At 35.3% G+C, this 18,773-nt stretch carries 21 protein-coding genes and 2 tRNA genes; 16 read left to right on the top strand and 7 right to left on the bottom strand.

Features of this window, described 5'->3' with window-relative positions:
- Window positions 1–206 precede the first annotated feature (206 nt).
- From WC460_04645 to WC460_04700, 12 genes are all read left to right on the top strand, one after another.
- Window positions 207–740, top strand: coding sequence for a hypothetical protein (locus WC460_04645; protein ID MFA5188622.1), 534 nt, complete (start codon window positions 207–209; stop codon window positions 738–740).
- Between the two features lie 12 nt (window positions 741–752).
- Window positions 753–1,319: an orotate phosphoribosyltransferase gene (pyrE, locus tag WC460_04650; GenBank protein MFA5188623.1), complete on the top strand. Its 567-nt coding sequence runs from the start codon at window positions 753–755 to the stop codon at window positions 1,317–1,319.
- 438 nt (window positions 1,320–1,757) lie between these two features.
- Window positions 1,758–3,533 carry an aspartate--tRNA ligase gene (gene aspS / locus WC460_04655; protein ID MFA5188624.1) on the top strand — a complete coding sequence of 592 codons (1,776 nt, stop codon included), beginning with the start codon at window positions 1,758–1,760 and terminating at the stop codon, window positions 3,531–3,533.
- A 30-nt stretch (window positions 3,534–3,563) separates the two neighbouring features.
- On the top strand, window positions 3,564–4,205 hold the full coding sequence (locus tag WC460_04660) for a hypothetical protein (GenBank protein MFA5188625.1): 642 nt from the start codon (window positions 3,564–3,566) through the stop codon (window positions 4,203–4,205).
- 249 nt (window positions 4,206–4,454) lie between these two features.
- Window positions 4,455–5,180 (top strand): hypothetical protein, encoded by a 726-nt coding sequence (locus WC460_04665; protein ID MFA5188626.1) that lies wholly within the window; start codon window positions 4,455–4,457, stop codon window positions 5,178–5,180.
- 214 nt (window positions 5,181–5,394) lie between these two features.
- Window positions 5,395–5,727, top strand: coding sequence for a hypothetical protein (locus WC460_04670; protein ID MFA5188627.1), 333 nt, complete (start codon window positions 5,395–5,397; stop codon window positions 5,725–5,727).
- A gap of 172 nt (window positions 5,728–5,899) precedes the next feature.
- On the top strand, window positions 5,900–6,469 hold the full coding sequence (locus tag WC460_04675) for a YbaK/EbsC family protein (GenBank protein ID MFA5188628.1): 570 nt from the start codon (window positions 5,900–5,902) through the stop codon (window positions 6,467–6,469).
- Between the two features lie 108 nt (window positions 6,470–6,577).
- Window positions 6,578–7,276, top strand: a complete 699-nt coding sequence (locus WC460_04680) for a segregation/condensation protein A (GenBank protein ID MFA5188629.1) — start codon at window positions 6,578–6,580, stop codon at window positions 7,274–7,276.
- A 102-nt stretch (window positions 7,277–7,378) separates the two neighbouring features.
- Complete coding sequence (gene scpB, locus WC460_04685) at window positions 7,379–7,948, top strand: SMC-Scp complex subunit ScpB (protein ID MFA5188630.1); 570 nt, start codon at window positions 7,379–7,381, stop codon at window positions 7,946–7,948.
- A 42-nt stretch (window positions 7,949–7,990) separates the two neighbouring features.
- Complete coding sequence (locus WC460_04690) at window positions 7,991–8,890, top strand: serine hydrolase (protein ID MFA5188631.1); 900 nt, start codon at window positions 7,991–7,993, stop codon at window positions 8,888–8,890.
- Between the two features lie 3 nt (window positions 8,891–8,893).
- Window positions 8,894–9,400, top strand: a complete 507-nt coding sequence (locus WC460_04695) for a small multi-drug export protein (protein MFA5188632.1) — start codon at window positions 8,894–8,896, stop codon at window positions 9,398–9,400.
- Window positions 9,401–9,407: 7 nt separating this feature from the next.
- Window positions 9,408–10,538, top strand: coding sequence for a glycosyltransferase family 1 protein (locus tag WC460_04700; GenBank protein ID MFA5188633.1), 1,131 nt, complete (start codon window positions 9,408–9,410; stop codon window positions 10,536–10,538).
- 49 nt (window positions 10,539–10,587) lie between these two features.
- Here WC460_04700 and WC460_04705 read toward each other — a convergent pair whose 3' ends face one another.
- The 6 genes from WC460_04705 to WC460_04730 all read right to left on the bottom strand — a co-directional run bounded on the left by WC460_04705 (window position 10,588) and on the right by WC460_04730 (window position 12,718).
- Complete coding sequence (locus tag WC460_04705; GenBank protein ID MFA5188634.1) at window positions 10,588–11,031, bottom strand: hypothetical protein; 444 nt, start codon at window positions 11,029–11,031, stop codon at window positions 10,588–10,590.
- Window position 11,032: 1 nt separating this feature from the next.
- Window positions 11,033–11,482 carry a hypothetical protein gene (locus WC460_04710; protein ID MFA5188635.1) on the bottom strand — a complete coding sequence of 150 codons (450 nt, stop codon included), beginning with the start codon at window positions 11,480–11,482 and terminating at the stop codon, window positions 11,033–11,035.
- Between the two features lie 16 nt (window positions 11,483–11,498).
- Window positions 11,499–11,572, bottom strand: a tRNA-Met gene (locus tag WC460_04715).
- An 88-nt stretch (window positions 11,573–11,660) separates the two neighbouring features.
- The gene (locus WC460_04720) at window positions 11,661–12,275 is read right to left on the bottom strand and encodes a flavodoxin family protein (GenBank protein ID MFA5188636.1); all 615 of its coding nucleotides are present in this window, start codon (window positions 12,273–12,275) and stop codon (window positions 11,661–11,663) included.
- Window positions 12,276–12,391: 116 nt separating this feature from the next.
- Window positions 12,392–12,475: transfer RNA gene (locus WC460_04725), tRNA-Leu, on the bottom strand.
- Window positions 12,476–12,481: 6 nt separating this feature from the next.
- Window positions 12,482–12,718: a GIY-YIG nuclease family protein gene (locus tag WC460_04730; protein MFA5188637.1), complete on the bottom strand. Its 237-nt coding sequence runs from the start codon at window positions 12,716–12,718 to the stop codon at window positions 12,482–12,484.
- On the opposite strand from WC460_04730, the gene WC460_04735 reads away from it, so the two are divergent.
- The 4 genes from WC460_04735 (at window position 12,719) to WC460_04750 (ending at window position 16,964) form a co-directional block, all read left to right on the top strand.
- Window positions 12,719–12,880, top strand: a complete 162-nt coding sequence (locus WC460_04735) for a hypothetical protein (GenBank protein MFA5188638.1) — start codon at window positions 12,719–12,721, stop codon at window positions 12,878–12,880.
- A gap of 70 nt (window positions 12,881–12,950) precedes the next feature.
- Window positions 12,951–13,724: an AAA family ATPase gene (locus WC460_04740; protein ID MFA5188639.1), complete on the top strand. Its 774-nt coding sequence runs from the start codon at window positions 12,951–12,953 to the stop codon at window positions 13,722–13,724.
- A gap of 101 nt (window positions 13,725–13,825) precedes the next feature.
- Window positions 13,826–14,695 (top strand): ParB/RepB/Spo0J family partition protein, encoded by an 870-nt coding sequence (locus tag WC460_04745; protein ID MFA5188640.1) that lies wholly within the window; start codon window positions 13,826–13,828, stop codon window positions 14,693–14,695.
- A gap of 1 nt (window position 14,696) precedes the next feature.
- Window positions 14,697–16,964, top strand: coding sequence for a hypothetical protein (locus WC460_04750; protein MFA5188641.1), 2,268 nt, complete (start codon window positions 14,697–14,699; stop codon window positions 16,962–16,964).
- 9 nt (window positions 16,965–16,973) lie between these two features.
- On the opposite strand, the gene WC460_04755 is transcribed toward WC460_04750, so the two are convergent.
- Window positions 16,974–18,440 carry a RelA/SpoT family protein gene (locus tag WC460_04755; GenBank protein MFA5188642.1) on the bottom strand — a complete coding sequence of 489 codons (1,467 nt, stop codon included), beginning with the start codon at window positions 18,438–18,440 and terminating at the stop codon, window positions 16,974–16,976.
- Window positions 18,441–18,773 lie beyond the last annotated feature (333 nt).

Raw genomic sequence — 18,773 nt, forward strand, 5'->3', positions numbered from 1 at the left:
TGTCTTTTGAGCTTTGAATTTTGATATTGTTTAGTATTTAGGATTTCAAAATTGGTAAGTTTCCGTGGGTTTTTAAGAGTTGACATTTTAGGCCAATTTTGTTAAGGTTTTTACAACTTCGGATATTGAAAAAAAGAAAGGATTCTGAAAAATAACATCCAAAATCTGTCCCAGATTTAGGGACAGAAAATTTAAAGGAGGTATAGATGAAAACAGTAATCGGAGTAATGGGTTCAGCACACGGCGATTTGACGGCTGAGCTTAAAGAAAAAGCTAGAATAATTGGAGCTCAAATAGCCAGAAATGGTTATGTCCTAGCCACTGGCGCTTGTCCTGGCCTACCACTGGAAGCAGCTATTGGCGCTACAGAAAATAATGGCATTGTGCTTGGTTTTTCACCGGCAGAAAACGAAGAAAAACACGTTTCAACTTACAATTTTCCCCTCCAACCTTTTACTGCTATGATTTTTACTGGTTTTGGCCTTAAAGGACGAGCTGTCATTAACATTCGTTCTTGCCAGGCAGTAATTTTCATTAGTGGTAGAATAGGGACGTTGAATGAATTTACCTTGGCCTTTAGCGAAGGCAAGATTATAGGTGTATTGACAGAGACAGGTGGCTTTTCTGCCGAATTACATAGGATGAGTGAACAATTTGGCGTAAGTCCCAAAAAGCCAATAATTTTTGAAACAGATCCAGTCGTCCTGGTAAAAAAGGTTTCAGATAACCTTAAAAAGTAAAGGAGGAGAGAAATGGACATAGAGAAAAGGAATAAGCTGTTTAATTTGATGATTTCTACGGGAAGCATTAAGTTCGGTAAGTTTACTCTAGCTTCGGGCAGAGAATCTTCCTATTACTGTGACGGAAGAATTGCCTCTACCCATCCAGACACGGCACCTCTTATCGGGCAATTACTTCTGCAAATAATGGATGAGAATAATCTTCAACCAGACTCAATCGGCGGTTTGGAGACAGGAGCCATCCCAATCGTTGGTCAGGTACAAGCCGCTGCTCATTACCTTGGACAAAGGCCACTCAAATCATTTTATGTCAGGAAACAGCCTAAAGGTCACGGCACCAAAAGTCAGATTGAAGGCAACTTTAAATCTAGCGATAAAGTCGTGATCTTTGAAGATGTCACTACTTCAGGAACTTCAGCTGGAATAGCCCTTGACGCTGTTCTGCTAAAGGAAGCTACTGTTTGCGCAGTGATTTGTCTTTTAGACAGGCAGGAAGGCGCACAGGAGTATTTTAAGCAAAGAGGAATTCCGTTTTATCCGCTTTTTACTAAACAGGAATTTCTCAATCAAAAAAAATAAGCAAACAAATTCGCACAGCCGCTTGTCTATCAGATGAGCGGCTATTTAATACCTAGAATTTTAGCGTTTTAGTTTAAATTATTGAGCTTGTTGACAAGAATACAGATTTTGCTAAAATATAAGTACAAAGCCGTTTGAGTTTGGTTAACGCCAAATGAAGGTCTAGGAAGAAACCTTTTAAAAAAGGGAGTAGAACCTGGCGCAGGCCCGCGTGAAGGGCAAAATTGAGAGTTTTAGTGTTATGCCTTGAGAACTTCAGCATGACATTAAAGAAATCAAGGTGGCACCGCGGAAAAAATTCCGTCCTTGAATCTATTACTGTTTTAATTTAGGTAATGGGTTTGAAGACGGAATTTTTTTGTTAATTTTAAAATTTAGTCATTAAATCATTTATTAAAAATTAAAAATTTATAATTTAAAATTATTAATCTAAAATCTATGTTAAGAACCAATACATGCGGAGAACTGACTAAAAAGCACGTAGGTAAAAGTATAACTTTATGCGGCTGGGTCAATTCCAGAAGAGATCATGGCGGCGTGATTTTTATTGACTTGCGCGACCGTTATGGTTTAACCCAAATCAAGTTTGACCCGGATATTTCCAAAGAGGCCTGGAATGAAGCTGATAAAGTACGGCCGGAATGGGTTTTGCAAGTCAGTGGCAAAGTTTTAGCCAGGCCAAAAGATATGATAAATAAAAATTTAGCAACAGGCGAGGTTGAAGTCGCAATTACTGAAATTAAAGTTTTAACCCAGTCCAAGACACCTCCTTTTGAAATTGATCAGGATAAAATGGTTAATGAGGATTTGCGTTTGAAGTACAGGTTTTTAGATTTGCGCCATACCAGATTACAGAAAATTGCAGCTGACCGCGATAAATTGATAACTTATGTGCGAGAATATTTTCATAAAAAAGATTTTCTGGAAATCCAAACTCCGATTTTAGCCAATTCCTCTCCAGAAGGTGCGCGAGATTATTTGGTACCCTCAAGATTACATCCAGGCAAGTTTTATGCTTTGCCACAAGCACCCCAGCAGTTTAAACAATTACTAATGATTGCTGGTTTTGATAAATATTTTCAGATCGCGCCGTGTTTTCGCGATGAAGACCCGCGCGCTGACCGACATCCAGGCGAATTTTATCAAATTGACATGGAAATGTCTTTTGTTGAACAGGATGATGTCTGGGCCGTGATTGAACCATTGATGATTGAATTGACTGAAAAATTTTCTGATAAAAAAATAATTAAAAAACCATTTCCCAGAATTACTTATAAAGACGCCATGGAAAAATATGGCTCTGACAAACCGGACTTGAGATTTGGCCTGGAAATCCAGCCAATCACTGAAATGGTTAAAGATTGTGGTTTTTCTGTTTTTAGCGAAGTTGTGAAAAATAAAGGCGTGGTTCATGCTTTAAAAATTGATGGTGGTGCTAAATTTTCTCGCAAGGAAATTGATGACTTGACAGGTATAGCTGTTTCCAGGGGAGCTAAAGGATTAGCGTATATTGTGATAAAAGAAAAGGGGGAGCTGCAATCACCGATTGTGAAATTCTTAGGTGATGATTTGGCTAATAAAATTGTGAATGAGCTTAAAGCCAAAACTGGCGATATTATTTTCTTTGGCGCTGATACTTGGAAAACTGTTTGCTCTGCTTTGGGCGCGGTCAGGAATGAATGCGGTAATCGTTTGGGCTTAAAAGATCCGAAAAAAGCAGCCTGGGCCTGGGTGATTGATTTCCCCATGTATGATCATTCAGAATTAGAACCAGGCAAAATAGATTTTTCTCATAATCCTTTTTCTATGCCTCAAGGCGGGTTAAAAGCTTTGCAAGAAAAAGATCCTCTGGATATTTTAGCTTATCAATATGATATTGTCTGCAATGGCTATGAAATTTCTTCTGGCGCTATCAGAAATCATGAGCCAGAAATAATGTATAAGGCTTTTGAAATTGCAGGTTATACTAAAGCAGAAGTAGATGCCAAATTCGGCCACATGATTCGGGCCTTTGAATACGGAGCGCCCCCTCATGGCGGTGCTGCGCCAGGCATTGATCGTTTGTTAATGGTTTTATGGGAATTGCCCAGCATCCGTGATATCTATGCTTTTCCGAAAAATGGGCAGGCAGAGGATGTGATGCTTGATTCGCCGAGCGAAGTTACAGCAAATCAATTAAAAGAATTGCATATTAAATTGGATTTGGAAAAATAAGATTAAATATTTTAAAAAATAATTAATCCTATGAAGAAAATTTTATTTTTATTTCTGGCTGTGATTTTATTTTTATCTGGTTGCGCGTCAAAAACAGGCACGCAGCCAACTGTTTTAAATTCTAATAACACCACTGCAAACGAAACTGACATCACGAGTAAATGTACTGCTGGTCCAGTTGATTTAGAGGGTTATGGCGATAAGGGTAAGCGTCTAGCTAATTGTTTTGTCCAATATCCTGGTGAACCTTCTCGTCAGGATAAATCCTATTACATTGTGGAAGATATTTGCGGCCAGTTTACCAAAGAATTCATGGCCAGTATTTTGGGCAAAGAAATTGTTAAAGTTGAGCCGCCGAAAGTTTCGGGCTTATACAATTGCAGTTATTATTATGATGACAAGAACTATGTCATGCTGGTAATGGATTATTTAAGCGTAGCTGACCAGAAAAAAGGCAGGGAATTTATTGGCCATAAAATAATGGTTGATAATCGTATCCCCATGGAAAATTTTTACGCTGTTCAGGAAAATGGCCTTATTAATACTGTTTACTTAGTTTTAGGCCCAAACAAATTTATTAGTATTGAAAGAACAAGTGCTCAAGTTTTACCTGGTGACGAAGTTTTGCAGTTTGCGGCCAGGTTGGCCAAGGAGATTAAAGATTACAAATAATATTTGTCAAAAATTGCGCATTAAATTTGATTTGGAGAAATAGGAAGACGGAACCACTTGTAAGGCGATGGTGGGACGATTGTAAGACAGTTATAAAACAATAGTAAGACAATTGTATTACAATGTATTACTATTGTTTTACTTTCATTATTTATTGGGAGTTGACAGGAAGTACAAGCTTTGCTAAGGTGAAAATCAAAAGGCGTGTCTCGTTTTAGAGGCGTGTCAAAAAAAACGAGGAGGTGTGTCATGGAAAACCATGGTGCGTCTGAAGGAGAAGTGTTTGGGAAAGAAGTTGGCTTGATGTCAGAGGTAATTGTCACTGGACGAAAAGTCGGAGCAGGTAGGGATTTTTGGAAGGCAATAGCCCATAATCAAAAACTTTTCCAAAGTGTGGTTGAAACCGTTAAGTCATACCAACTGGCAATGATCCGTAAAATGATTATTGAGTGGGAGATCCTCTACCGCGAGGACGGCATTGAAGTGGATTTCTCAGATCTGCGGATACCAGAGACACAAAAAGGATTTGACCGACTGATTGTTATTCCCAAAGGCCTAAAAATCCAGCAAGCGTATGATACCTGCGCTAAACATTTTCCCTGCATAGAGAACACACTAAGAAATCTTGACGAATCCATGTCTAAAAATGATCGCGATCCGGTCAATGGCTCTTATGCTATTTGGGTGCGAGATTGGATTGAGGCAGATAGAGAACTAAAAAATTTATCTTTTTTTGATCTTCAAAAGAAAAAGATAGTTGGGATTACCTTTCTTGAACATATTCAGCACTGGCGCAAGTATTATAAAGAAACAGGCAATCCTATTGATATCAAAAATTCCACTCTCTGTTCTGGGTCGCAATCTAGTAATGGTGGCGTGCCTAGTACCCACTGGGATGGCAGAAGAATGATTACTCCCTTTTACTCTGTCAATTTTTGTGACGTAGCCCTGCGTGCTCGTGAAGCAGTTGTATAAAATTGTAACCTTAACCCCGTTTGGTCAAATGACTGGACGGGTTTTAAATTTGGGAAAAGTATGCGGGCGAAAACGCTCTTTGTCTTCACTGTCATTCAGAACGGAGTGAAGAATCCTGGATGTAATAGATTCCACGCTTCGCTCTGAATGACAAAGAGCGTTTTCGTCTGCGACTTGAATCATTCCAGTTTTTACGTTAAAATATAAAGGTAATATGCGTTTATCTAAGCTGCAAAAATACATACTTTTGCAGTCATTTGACTCAAAAAATAAGCTTGACCGCAAAGTTTTGCTTGGTTTTTACAGTTCTTATAAAAAGAAGCCTGGCTCGGCCAAGGCAGGCCCGAATCGGGAAATTATGGTTAATTCCATTACCTCAAGCCTAGACCGTTTAATAAAAAGGGGTTTAATTGTGGGGTTTGGCGAATTGACAAAAGAGAAAACATTTATCAATAAAATACGTTTGACGCCCTTGGGACGGAAAGTGGTAAAGAAACTTTTGGGAGAACAGAAACGACTTCCTTTAAAATTGAAAAGCACCAAATAACAAATTTCAAGTTCCAAATAAATCTCAAAATTTAAACTCCAAAATTTCAAATGTTTGTGATTTGAGATTTGATTATTGTAATTTATTTGTGATTTGGTTTTTGAAATTTGAGATTTTACATTATAAAAATCTAATATAACTTCATATAACTTAATTAACCTAATTCAAACATATGCCAGTTCCAAAACAAATCATTAATTACTTAGACAAACGAGGCGCTAAATATGCGATTATTACTCATCGTAAAGTTTACACTGCTTATGATGCGGCGCAGACCTTAAAAAAGAAATTAGATGAAATTGCCAAGAATTTACTGGTCAAAACCAATAAAGGTTTTGTCCTAGTTTTATTGCCAGCCTCAAAAAGAGTTGACTTGAAAAAATTGAAAAAATTAATGAATGCAAAAGGCATGGGTATTAAGACAGTTGAAATACCAAAAGAGGGTGTTATGGTCAGAGTATTTAAAGTTAAGCCAGGCGCGATGCCAGCTTTTGGCTCTTTACACGATTTGGAAGTTTATATGGATAAGGGTTTACAAAAAGTAAAAAAAGTTATTTTGCCAACAGGCAGTTTTACTGACAGCGTGGAAATGGCCATGAAAGAATTTGAAAAATTGGAAAAGCCAGTAGTAGGAGCATTTTCCGAAATGAAGAAGTTTAAGAAACCTTTGAAAAAAGCAATAAAGAAAACTGTTAAAAAAGCTAAAAAAGTAATTAAAAAAATTTCTAAAAAGAGAAGATAGATTTTTTGGCCAAGAAGCCAATAGCCAATAGGCACAAGCTAAAGGAAATAGAAATTATTCCTTGTCTTAATGCCCAATGGCTAAATATTGTCAATTTACACGTATTACATGGGAACATACAAGGTACAATTAGAATCCTGGCAAGGCCCTTTAGACCTGCTTTTGCAGTTAATTGAAAGCCAGGAAATGGATATCACTAAAGTTTCTTTGGCAACCGTGGCTGATCAATTTATCGCTTACATGAATGCCAATCCAAATTTAAAGCTGGAAGAAACTGCAGATTTTTTGGTTGTGGCAGCCAAGCTGATCTATATTAAGTCAAAGGCATTATTGCCAACCTTGGAAATTGAGGAAGAGGGCATTGATTTGGAAAAGCAGTTAAAGATGTATAAGGAATATTTGGAAGCAGCTAAGAAGATTCAGAAGATATTAAAAAAGAAGAAACAATGTTTTAGCAAAGAGAAATTTCCAGAAGGCGCCATGATTATTGGCTTTCACGCGCCTAAGAGCTTAACCGCAGCTAAAATGCAAAGGATTTACGAACAGGTTATAAAGCGTATTAAGCCAATTGTTATTTTGCCGCAAAGAGTAATTGCCAAAGCAATCAAGCTTTCAGAAAGGATTCAGCAAATTAAAGATTTGGTTTTAAAAGAAGCTTGTACTAGTTTTAATAAATTAATTTGCGATTCCAAGACTAAAACTGACAAAATCGTTTCTTTCCTGGCCGTCTTGGAACTCGTTAAACAAAAGATTTTGTGGGTGGAACAGGATGAGTTATTTAAGGATATAACATTGAAAAAAGTTTAAAATTCAAAGTTCAAAGTTTAAAATTGCAGTTTAAAGTTAAAAATTTTGGATTTTGAATTGTAATTTTGCATTTTGCATTTTAAATTTTTAATTATTTACATCATGTCGCTAAAATCAAAAATTGAATCTATTTTATTCATTTCTATCAGGCCTCTTTCAGCTGGGAAAATCGCAGAATTGGTTGGCGGTGATAAGGAAGATGTGAAAAAAGAATTGGATAATTTATTTACTGAATATAATCAAAATGACAGAGGAATTAGCTTACAGAAAATAGGCAGCAATTATCAGATGGTTTCCCATGCTGATAATGGCAAGCTTATCTCAGAATTTTTAAAAGAAGAAGTAACTGGAGAATTAACTCCGGCCTCATTGGAAACCCTAACTGTTGTCGCGTATCGCGGACCGATTACCAGAACAGAACTGGAAATGATCAGGGGAGTAAATTGCAGTATTATTTTAAGAAATTTAATGATTCGCGGGTTAATTGAGGAAATTGACGATAAGAAAAATATGGTCCAAAAATATCAGATTACCTTTGATTTTCTGAAACATTTAGGCTTAACAGATCCGACCCAGCTGCCTGAGTATGAAAAGTTAAATAGCCAGGAAGCTTTGGAAAAACTTTTAAATCCAACACAACCAGTGCAGCAAGATTTAAGCCAAGAAAATTAAGATACTTATAAAATCCCTTGCCGGGGATTTTTGATTTATTATATGCTTGCTAATTTTTTTATCAGCTTAATAGCCATACCCTTACTCTGGACTGCTCAATTTAATTTTGACGGCTTTTTAAATTTGGGGCAGTCTCAAAATTTTGCGATTGATCAGCAAAAAGCTCCTCAAAGAATCTATACAGATTATTTAGACGTAAAGACTACGGCCGAAAGCATCGTTGCAGTTGATGTTAAATCAGGGAAAATTTTATATCAGAAAAATTCTGATGAAATACGGCCTATCGCCAGCATCACCAAGCTAATGACTGCTTTGGTTTTTTTGGATCATAATCCAGGCTGGACAAAAGAAACCTTTACTATCCCAAGCGATTTACGCTATGGCAGCACGCCACACTTAAAAGATGGCGAAATTATTACTGTAAAGGATTTATTTTATACTGCCTTAGTAGCCTCAGACAATACAGCTATTATTGCTTTGACTAGAATCGCTGGATTTAATGAAGATCAATTTGTCCAGAAAATGAATGAGAAAGCTAAAAGTTTGGGTTTAGCGGAGACGCAGTTTGCTGACCCGAGCGGACTAGATCCAAATAATCAGTCTAGCGCTAAAGATGTGGCAAAACTTTTAAATTATGCTTTGCAAAATGAGGAACTTAAAAAGGTGACGACCACAGAAGCCTATGAATTTCAAGCAATGACAAAAGTTAAATCAAGAACTGTGAAATTATATAATACTGACCGTTTAGTCCATAGTTATTTGGACATTGTCGGCGGTAAAACCGGTTCCTTGAATGAAGCAGGTTATTGCTTGGCAGTAAAAATAAAAGGAGCAAGCGAACAAGAAATTTTAATCGTTGTTTTGGGCAGTAAAACTGATGGCGACCGTTTTCAAGATGTTAAAGCTGTTTACGATTGGGTGTTTTCTAATTATAAATGGTAATTTATGTTTGATCTTAATTATATAGAAATATTTAAAAATATTTCTCCTCAATTTGCTACTTTTTTAATTGCCATGATTCCCGTCGCTGAATTAAGGGTAGCTTTGCCGCTAGCAATAACCGCCTATAAATTATCACTCTGGGAGGCTCTATTCTTTTCAATATTGGGTAATATTGTGCCAGTTTTTTTTATACTTTATTTTGTTGAACCGTTTACTGAATTTCTAATGAAACATTCCAGAATTTTTAAAAGTTTTTTTACCTGGCTATTTAAAAGAACCAGAATTAAATTTGCAGGGAATTATGAAAAATATGGTTTATTGGCGCTGGCAATTTTTGTGGCAATACCATTACCAATGACAGGCGCCTGGACAGGAGCTTTGGCAGCGTTTTTATTTCAAATTCCTAAAAAACAAGCGGCAATTTATATACTATTAGGAATTTTTTGCGCTGCAATAATTGTTACATTTTTGACTTTTAGCACTCTTGGAACCATAAATTTATTTAAATAAAACTACTATGAAAATCGGCATTGACTGTCGAACAATTTTAAATACTCAATTTGGCGAACTGGCCGGTGTCGGGCACTATACTTATTATTTGCTTAAATACTTATTAGATATGGATAAGGTAAATGAATATGTTTTGTTTTTTTATGACCACAGGATTAAAGTTCCGGAATTTGAGCAGCCTAATGTAAAAATAGTTTATTTCCCTGGTTTGGAAAATATTGGCAAGATTCCTTTTTTTTACCGCCATTGGTTTATCCCGCAAATTTTACGATTGTATAGATTGGATCTTTATCATAATCCTGCTAATATAATTCCCATTTTTCATTTTAAAAAGTCTCTGATTACTGTGCATGATTTGGCAGTTTATAAGCATCCTGAATGGTTCCCCGGCAGACAATTTTTTAATTTAAGGATACTAATGCCCTGGAGTTTTTCCAAAGCCAGAAAAATAATAGCAGTTTCACAGAGCACCAAAGATGATTTGATAAAGCTTTTTGGGGTAAAAAAAGAAAAAATTGAAGTTATCTATGAAGGAGTTGAGGATTATACGAAAATTTCAATTGATGAGAGCAAGCTTAGCGAAAAGGTTAAGCTTGCAGATCAATTTTTTTTGTTTATTGGATCACTTGAACCTAGAAAAAATTTAGCCAGATTAGTTGAGGCTTTTGCTGAATTTATCAAAACCGCTCCTGATAAAAATATAAAATTAATTTTGGCAGGCAAAAAAGGCTGGAAATACGAGCCGATTTTTGAAGCAATAGATAGATTTGGCTTGCATGATAAAGTTATTTATCTTGGCTATATAACTTTGGAAGAAAAAGTATATTTGCTAAAAAAAGCAATTGCTCTGACTTATCCAAGCTTATATGAAGGTTTTGGTTTGCCGATTATTGAAGCTATGAATTTAGGCGTGCCGATTATAACTTCTAATGTTGCCTCAATTCCCGAATTAGTTATTGATAATGCGTTATTAATTGATCCTTACGATGTTCAGGCGATAAAAGAGGCGATGCAAAAAATTGTTGGAGACAAAGAATTAAGGAAATCACTAGCAAAAAAAAGCCAGGGCATTGCCCAGAATTTTACCTGGCAGGAATGCGCAAAAAAAACCTTGGCAGTTTACGAATCATTAAAATAAGGCGCAACAAAAAAACAACTCTGCGTCGCAGCGCTGTTTTTTTAATTATTTAACGCAAGATTAAATAAATAATAATAATTTGGACAAGAATCCCAAGTTTTAGGGAAATGGTCCAGTGTAAACGATTATGGGTCCAATCGTGAAATTTATGAGTACGTCTAAAATATTTTTCTGAAACTTCATAAGCCGCGACCATAATATCCGGTAAAACTCCGCCTGTGATTCCCCATAAGACATTGGCGTTAAAAGATATTTTATGGAAATAGAAAAGCAGAGTTAGTAGAATAATTGTGGAAAAAATATCAAAGATAATCAAATACAGCATGCCTTTGTTTTTAAAATCATTGCGGTATGCTTTAATTAATTGTTGATCACCGTGAGGAATAAGATCCAAAAAAAAGTGGGAAATAAAAGCTAAAACAAAAGCTAGAAGCGGAGTATTAACATTTTCGCCTATAATTGCACCGACTGTAGCATGAACCGAGAGTAACATATTAAACAATAAAAGTAAGTAAAATTATAAAGAAGATAATTTGTAAGATTAGTCCTGTTGTAAATTTCCATTCATATTTTTTGGCTATTAAGAAATGGAAAAAATTATGGAGTTTTTGATGCAGTTTTAAAAATTTTTTGTTAGAAGTAAGGTATATTGCCTGAAAAAAATCTGGGAGAAGGCTGCCAAAAAACGCCCAATAAACACTCGGTTTAAGAAATTCTATCCTTTGGTAAAAAATCAAAAGCAGAGAACCTAGAGTTAAGATATCAATAGCAGCAGCGCTGATTAAAAACATCATGCCTTTCCAATTTTGGGGTGTCCTGCTGTCGCCATGCGGGATTGCATCAAAAATATAGTGGGCGATTAGGCCAAGAAAAAAGGCGAAGATGGGATTTTGGATGCGTTGGCCGATTATTATGCCAATTGCGCCATGAACTGTTAAAAACATATTTTTTATTTTAGAGTACCAGGGGAGAGAATTGAACTCTCGACCTCGGGCTTATGAGTCCCGCGCTCTAACCAACTGAGCTACCCTGGCTTGATTATAACAAAAATAGTTTATTTGGCAATAAACTATTATGTAAAAATTATAGCCTAAAAATACGATTTTGGCAAGGCTTAATTGACTACCATTGATACTTGGCTTTTTGTAAAAATTGGCATAAAGAAATTAAGTTTTTTGCAATTTTAGCTTCGTCCTCATAAATCCATTCATCCCATTTTACTTTGCCATTAGTTACTACCTTTTCTTTGGCCGGATAATACATGATGCCGTATGGCGGAATAAATAAGCCAAGATGATTGGCTGCAAGCGCCATTGATGATGACGCATTTAGCCTGCCACCTTCATTTTCTTTGGAGGCTGAAAAAAAGACCCCAATTTTACCTTCCATTAAATAGCCATTGGCAGCCAGGCAGCATAAACGATCAAAAAAGTTTTTCATTAGTCCGCTCATATTGAACCAATATATAGGTGTGCCAAAAATTATTGCATCTGCTTTAAGCAGTTGAGGATAAATTTTTTGCATGCCATCTTTCTGGATGCAAGGATATTTACAAGTCTTAGGGTCAGTACTATAGCAGCCTTTACAAGCATTAATTTTGTAATCTTTGAGATTGATTAATTTGGTTTCAGCGCCAGATTTTTTAAACTTAGCTAGAAAATTTTTTAATAATCTGCCTGTTGTGCCAGCATTATGTGGCGAGCCGTTAATGCCCAAAACTAAAATTTTTTTACTCATAATTTTTAAATTTAATTTTATGTGCCGCCAGTCGGGGTCGAACCGACATGGAATTACTTCCACACGATTTTGAGCCTGCCTGCCGGCAGGCAGGTCGTGCTAGTATGGTTGTTATGTGCCGCCAGTCGGGGTCGAACCGACATGGGATTGCTCCCGCAGGATTTTGAGTCCTGTGCGTCTGCCAATTCCGCCATGGCGGCATGTATTTAAAGTAGATTTTTTAAAAATTCTTTACCACAACCAGATTTTAAATATTTTTCTTTTTTTCTGGCTTCTAATCGGTTCGGGTATTCTTCAATTAATATAATATCAAATGGTTTATAAGGTTTGGTAGTTTTATTATATCCAAGATTGTGTTGCTTGATTCTTCGTGCTGGATTATCTGAAATCCCTACATAAATATAATTTTTGTTTTTACTTTTTATGGCGTAAACATAATACATATGAAAAAGATTTTGAGCCTGCCTGCCGGCAGGCAGGTCGTGCGCGTCTGCCCTGCCTACCGGCAGGCAAGCAATTCCGCCATGGCGGCAGGGCTTAAATATTACTTATTTTATCTAAATTTTTGGCTTTTGTCAATTTTACCCTGCATTAGACTATCCTAAAGTGTCGGTCATTGCAGGGCTTCGCAAAATTCTTAAAATAGTGTAGAATAAAGGTATCTTTATAAAAAATATGGGTCAAATAATCTCAATAGTTAATCAAAAAGGGGGAGTCGGCAAAACAACAACTGCCATTAATTTGGCTGCTTATTTGGCTAGTTTGGGCAAATTTGTATTGTTAGTTGATATGGATCCGCAGGCCAATGCCACGAGCGGTTTAGGCATAGATTATAATAGTCTGGACAAGGGTGTTTATGAAGCAATAATTGGTTCTCATAATTTGCGGGATGTTGTTTTAAATACTACAATTTCCGGCTATAAAATCGTGCCAGCAACATTAAATTTAGCCGGAGCAAATGTGGAATTAGTTAATTTGGAAAATCGGGAATTTAAGCTTGAACAAGCCTTACTGCCGATTCGTAATGACTATGATTATATTTTAATTGATTGCCCTCCATCTTTAGGCCTTTTAACTATTAACAGTTTGGTAGCCGCAGAAAAGCTTTTAATTCCAGTCCAAGCAGAATATTACGCTTTGGAAGGTTTGGGCCAACTAATCAATACCATTAGTCTTGTTAAAAATATAAACCCTAATATAGAAGTTTTAGGCGCTGTTTTAACCATGTTTGATAAACGAAATAATTTGTCTGAAGAAATTTTACATCAGCTTTACCAATATTTTCCCAATCGTATTTTTCGTTCAGTTATTCCGCGCAATGTGCGTTTAACTGAGGCGCCAAGTTATGGTAAAACAATTTTAGAATATGATCCTAAATCAAAAGGCGCCAAAGCTTATGAAAGATTGGCGCGAGAGATTATTGATTTAACTAATACCAATTATTTTTAGAAATTGGAAATTGGAAAATGGAAAGTAGGGATAAGAAAAAATTTTAATTTTATATTTACGATATCTAATTTTTAATTACTAATCAACTAATATCATTTATTATGCCATTAGGAAGGGGTTTGAATTCTTTATTGCCCTCAAAACCAATTGCGACTAAATTTTCCAATGAGGAAATTAATAAAATTGATGAAAAAAACCGGATCTGGCAAGTTGAGCTGGAAAAAATCCAATTAAATCCGCAACAGCCGAGAAAAAGGTTTGACCATGCGGAACTTGAAGATTTGATTGAATCCATCAAATCATATGGCATTATTCAACCTTTAATTACCACTAAAACTGCGGATAATAATTATCAATTAATTGCCGGCGAGCGCAGATTTCGCGCTGCCCAGGTCTTGAATTTAAAAACAGTGCCAGTTTTGGTGCGGGAAGCAAAAGAACAGGAAAAATTAGAATTAGCTTTGATTGAAAATGTACAAAGAAAAAATTTAAATCCGATTGAGGAAGCATTATCATATAAGCGGCTAATTGATGAATTTAATTTGTCGCAGGAAGAAGTCGGACAAAAAATCGGTAAAAAAAGATCTACGATTGCCAATACCTTAAGGCTTTTAGCTTTACCGGAAGAAGTGCAAAAGGCGATTTTGGATGAAAAAATTTCCGAGGGGCACGCCCGCACAATTGCTGCTTTGGCTAATGAAAAAGAACAATTGGATCTTTTGAAAAAGATCGTACATAATCAGATGACTGTCAGGGAAGCAGAAAGCCAAGTTAAAAAAGTCAGGGTGAAAAGTCATGTGAGGACATTACAAACCGATCCGGTGATTTTAGAAAAAGAAGAAAAATTAAGAAATTTTTTGGGTCATAAAGTCAGTATAAAAAATCAGGGCAAAGGCGGCGAACTAGTTATCTTTTATCATTCTCAAGATGATCTGAATGATATTTATAAAAAATTATTAGATCTGGAGTAATATGAAGCTAATTAATTATCTGAGAAATTCTTTGGTTTACCTGAAAGATTTTCAGGAGTTATTTTTAGAAAAATTAATCCGTTTAACTATCTATGGGGGAGCATTGCTTCTGCCCCTTTTTTTTATTCCTTTAACTACGCAATTTTTAGAATATAGTAAAGTGATATTGTTCTACCTGCTGGTAGTTTTAGGCTGTATTTTTTGGCTCGTAAAAATATTTATAACAAAAAAGTTAAATCTTCAAACAAAGTGGCTGGATATTCCCATTATCATATTTTTGCTTGTTTATTTTCTAGCGAGTCTATTTTCTTTTGATGCTTATCAGAGCTTTTTGGGCAGATATTTACAAATTGATTTTTCTTTTTTGACATTTGTCTTTTTGACTTTGTTTTATTTTTTGACCAGCAGGTTTATAAAAACAGTTCAAGAAATAAAGACAATTTTTTATTGCCTGACGGTTTCTTCTTTGTTATTAATTATAAGCAGTGTCCTGGGAATTTTTGCTTTAAATCCTTTGCCCTCGCTTTTGGGAAATTCAGCCAATAGCTTTTACTTTCTTGTTTTATTGGCTTTGATTTTTAATACTGCTTTAATATTGCTTGCCAAAAAGAAAACTACTCAAATTTTAACTTTTATACTTAGCTTGGTTTTTTTAGTCAGCCTTTTCGTTACGAGTAATCAAAATATCTTGCTAATATTAATTTTAACAATTTTCTTTTTTATTTTAATTAGTTCGTTTCGTTCGCAGCACTTTTCCAATAAATTGGTGATAACATTAACTTGCCTGCTTTTTTTAACTGTGCTCGCTCTGATTTTACCAGTGAGCAATTGGCTAGGTTTAATTAGTCCTGTTCAATTAAGCTTGCCCGCAGCCTTTGGCTGGCAAATTACAAAAGCAAGCTTGGCTGACAATTTTATTTTAGGTGTCGGTCCGCAAAATTTTGCCTTTAGTTTTTTTAAATATAGGCCTTTAGCATTTAATCTTACAAATTTGTGGCAGTTTAGCTTTGCTAAAAACTCTAATTTCTGGCTGGAGATATTGAATAACACAGGCGCATTAGGGCTATTGATTATGATTATTATTCTAGGCTCGTATTTTAAAAAATTTTTCAGTTTTGTCAAAAGGTTTGAAATTTTAGACAGCTTGTCCTCGGAAAGATTTTATTTAGCCATAATTATTAGTACCGGCTTAATTGCCCTAATAATCTATGGGTTTTTAATAAATTTTGATTTCCTTTCAGGTTACTTATTATTCTTATTATTAGGTTTGGGAGTAAGCTTAATCCAGCCAGTTGCTTGGAGTAAAATTTTTACTAATAAGTATGTTTTAGATTTAATGGTTTATGCCTTAGTAATTTTAATCTTATGTTTCGGTTATTTTGGTTTTAAAATAATTTTAGCTGACAGCTATATAAATCAGGCAATAGCTAAAAATTATGCAGCTCTTGAAGACTATAACTGGAGTGAATCAAAAATACAGCAAGCTATAAAATATAACCCACTGCGTCTTGATTATAATTTAACCCTGGATAATTTATTAATAAGCAAACTGGTGTTTGCGCAAAAAAATGGTCAGTCAGTTGAAGCTGAAAATTTACTAACCCAGATTACAAATAATTTGAGCGCGGTAATGCAAAAAGAGAAATTAAGCCGTGATGATTATTTGGCTTTACAGCAAAATTATACAGCTTTAAAAAATATGGGTCTGCCATTTATTGATCAGCAAAAAGAAATATTAGATAAGTTACTAGCTTTTGATCCTAAAAATCCAGAATTACACATTGATCGCGCACTATTGAATTTTGAGCAGTATGATTTGTTAAAGCAGGGCAAATTACAAGCAGCTGATAAACAAGCAGCCATGGCTGTTTTACTTAAGGATGTTAAATCTGATTTGGATACGAGTCTTGAACTTAAAAATAATTATGTTTTAGGTTATTTTAATCTGGGCCTTTATTATCAGGAAATAGGAGATGAACCGCAAGCTCTGCTGAATATTGCCAAAGCTTTTGATTTGGATCCCAGCCAAAAATTGGTTGTATTGAGTCTAAAAAAACTTTATCTTAACCAAGATAAAGTTGATATGGCAATTGAGGTTTTAACAAAATATCTAAGCTTAAATCCTTTGGATAATGAAATTAGATTAGAATTAGCTTTGATTTATCGTGATAATAATAAATTGGATTTAACCAAAGCAGAATTAAATAAAATTTTAGAAATGCAGCCGGACAATGCGCAAGCTAAAGAAATTTTGGATAAATTAGAATAATCTAATTGTTTACTTTTTTAAGAATCTATCAATCAGCGTCCTTTTTGCCAGGATGCTTTTTATTTTACTTTTTGCTTGGGGAGTTTTAACAAATTTTAACCAGTCAGAGCTTGGATATTTGCGGTTTTTATCAGTCAGAATTTCAATCACATCCCCGCTCTTTAAAGGCGTATCCAGACTGGCGATATGATTGTTTATAAGAGAACCAGTGCATTGATTGCCTACATCAGTATGCACATAATAAGCAAAATCAATCGGAGTAGCGCCTTTAGGCAGATCAATAACATCGCCTTTGGGCGTAAACACAAAAATTCTGTCCTGGAAAACGTCAATTTTTAAATTTTCTAAAAATTTTTGATTCGCTGTCAGCTCTTTTTGCCATTTGGTTAATTCCTCAATCCATTTTGTTTTTCTGCTTAGTTTAAGTGAACCCTTTTCATCGTAATGCCAATGGGCAGCAATGCCAAATTCAGCATCTTCATCCATTTCCTTGGTTCTGATCTGGATTTCAATAATTTCACCATCAGTGGTGAAAACAGTGGTGTGCAAAGAAGAATAGCCATTGGGTTTTGGCTGGGCAATGTAATCTTTGATGCGGCCTTTGAGCGGCTTCATTTTTTTATGGATAATGCCCAGGACAGCATAACAGGTCGGCACATCTTTAACTATGATTCTTAAGGCTACAAAATCATAAACGCGGTTAATATCTTTATTATGCTTGATCAGTTTTTGGTACAGGCTGTACAATTGCTTGACGCGGCCTTTAACTTCTAAAAATTCAAGCCCTTCATTATTTAATTCTTCTTTAACAAAATGCACTACCTTATCAAGATACTTTTCTTTGACCTTGGTTTGTTCTTCAATTAATTTTTTCAGCCAATTATATTCTTTGGGGTAAAGATATTTAAAAGCCTCTTCCTCAAGATTGCCTTTCATTTCATACATGCCCAAGCGATTAGCAATCGGAGCATAGATTTCCAGTACTTCAGAAGCAATTCTGATTTGTTTATTGCGAGGCAAAGCATATAATGTTTTTAAATTATGCAAACGATCAGCAAATTTAATTAAAATTACGCGCAAGTCTTCGGCCATGGCAATAAACATTTTTCTTAGATTTTCAATATAACGTTCAATGCCGCGGTATTTAATTGATCCTAATTTTGTAATGCCTTCAACTAAGCCGGCGACTTCAGTGCCAAAATTTTTTTCAATTTCTGATAAAGGTACATTTGTATCCTCCGGCACATCATGCAGCAAGGCAGCAATAATAATAGGCAGGCTTAATTTCATGTCCGCCAAAGTCTGGGCTGTGGCTAAGGGGTGAAAAATATAATCTTCACCAGTTAATCTTTTTTGGCCTGCATGAGCTTCTTTGGCAAAACCATAAGCCAGCTCAACTAATTCCAAGTCAGCTTTTGGGATATAATCCTTAATTGTTTTGATTAAATTTTTAAATTTTACTTCGCGTTCCGGCATAGGGAAAATGATCAGAGGTTTTAAATGTTTTATAGGAGTATGGGTTTAAAGGAAAAATGTTTTAAGGTTTCACAGGAAAAATTGCTTAGAGGTAAAGGGAAAGATATTTAGCCTATTAGCAGAATATCCTTTTTTCTTTTAAAACCTATTAAACCTTTAATTTTATTATAGAATATTTTATTGTAACTTTAAAGCGCAATAAAGTCAAGATAGCGTCCCCTTTTGCGACTGCTAAGAATATTGGATTTTCTCTAAGGTTGGAAGAATATCAGGAATTATCCTATTCTTAAGGGGATAATTCATTAAAATTACCGTTATTATGACAAAAAAAAC

Source organism: Patescibacteria group bacterium (assembly GCA_041651155.1).
Lineage (GTDB): Bacteria > Patescibacteriota > Patescibacteriia > CAIXNZ01 > CAIXNZ01 > JAPLYF01.

Excerpts from the sequence above, each read along its gene's own strand:
- WC460_04645 (MFA5188622.1), top strand. The coding sequence starts at position 207 with ATGAAAACAGTAATCGGAGTAATGGGTTCAGCACACGGCGATTTGACG.
- pyrE (MFA5188623.1), top strand. The coding sequence starts at position 753 with ATGGACATAGAGAAAAGGAATAAGCTGTTTAATTTGATGATTTCTACG.
- aspS (MFA5188624.1), top strand. The coding sequence starts at position 1,758 with ATGTTAAGAACCAATACATGCGGAGAACTGACTAAAAAGCACGTAGGT.
- WC460_04660 (MFA5188625.1), top strand. The coding sequence starts at position 3,564 with ATGAAGAAAATTTTATTTTTATTTCTGGCTGTGATTTTATTTTTATCT.
- WC460_04665 (MFA5188626.1), top strand. The coding sequence starts at position 4,455 with ATGGAAAACCATGGTGCGTCTGAAGGAGAAGTGTTTGGGAAAGAAGTT.
- WC460_04670 (MFA5188627.1), top strand. The coding sequence starts at position 5,395 with ATGCGTTTATCTAAGCTGCAAAAATACATACTTTTGCAGTCATTTGAC.
- WC460_04675 (MFA5188628.1), top strand. The coding sequence starts at position 5,900 with ATGCCAGTTCCAAAACAAATCATTAATTACTTAGACAAACGAGGCGCT.
- WC460_04680 (MFA5188629.1), top strand. The coding sequence starts at position 6,578 with ATGGGAACATACAAGGTACAATTAGAATCCTGGCAAGGCCCTTTAGAC.
- scpB (MFA5188630.1), top strand. The coding sequence starts at position 7,379 with ATGTCGCTAAAATCAAAAATTGAATCTATTTTATTCATTTCTATCAGG.
- WC460_04690 (MFA5188631.1), top strand. The coding sequence starts at position 7,991 with ATGCTTGCTAATTTTTTTATCAGCTTAATAGCCATACCCTTACTCTGG.
- WC460_04695 (MFA5188632.1), top strand. The coding sequence starts at position 8,894 with ATGTTTGATCTTAATTATATAGAAATATTTAAAAATATTTCTCCTCAA.
- WC460_04700 (MFA5188633.1), top strand. The coding sequence starts at position 9,408 with ATGAAAATCGGCATTGACTGTCGAACAATTTTAAATACTCAATTTGGC.
- WC460_04705 (MFA5188634.1), bottom strand. The coding sequence starts at position 11,031 with ATGTTACTCTCGGTTCATGCTACAGTCGGTGCAATTATAGGCGAAAAT.
- WC460_04710 (MFA5188635.1), bottom strand. The coding sequence starts at position 11,482 with ATGTTTTTAACAGTTCATGGCGCAATTGGCATAATAATCGGCCAACGC.
- WC460_04720 (MFA5188636.1), bottom strand. The coding sequence starts at position 12,275 with ATGAGTAAAAAAATTTTAGTTTTGGGCATTAACGGCTCGCCACATAAT.
- WC460_04730 (MFA5188637.1), bottom strand. The coding sequence starts at position 12,718 with ATGTATTATGTTTACGCCATAAAAAGTAAAAACAAAAATTATATTTAT.
- WC460_04735 (MFA5188638.1), top strand. The coding sequence starts at position 12,719 with ATGAAAAAGATTTTGAGCCTGCCTGCCGGCAGGCAGGTCGTGCGCGTC.
- WC460_04740 (MFA5188639.1), top strand. The coding sequence starts at position 12,951 with ATGGGTCAAATAATCTCAATAGTTAATCAAAAAGGGGGAGTCGGCAAA.
- WC460_04745 (MFA5188640.1), top strand. The coding sequence starts at position 13,826 with ATGCCATTAGGAAGGGGTTTGAATTCTTTATTGCCCTCAAAACCAATT.
- WC460_04750 (MFA5188641.1), top strand. The coding sequence starts at position 14,697 with ATGAAGCTAATTAATTATCTGAGAAATTCTTTGGTTTACCTGAAAGAT.
- WC460_04755 (MFA5188642.1), bottom strand. The coding sequence starts at position 18,440 with ATGCCGGAACGCGAAGTAAAATTTAAAAATTTAATCAAAACAATTAAG.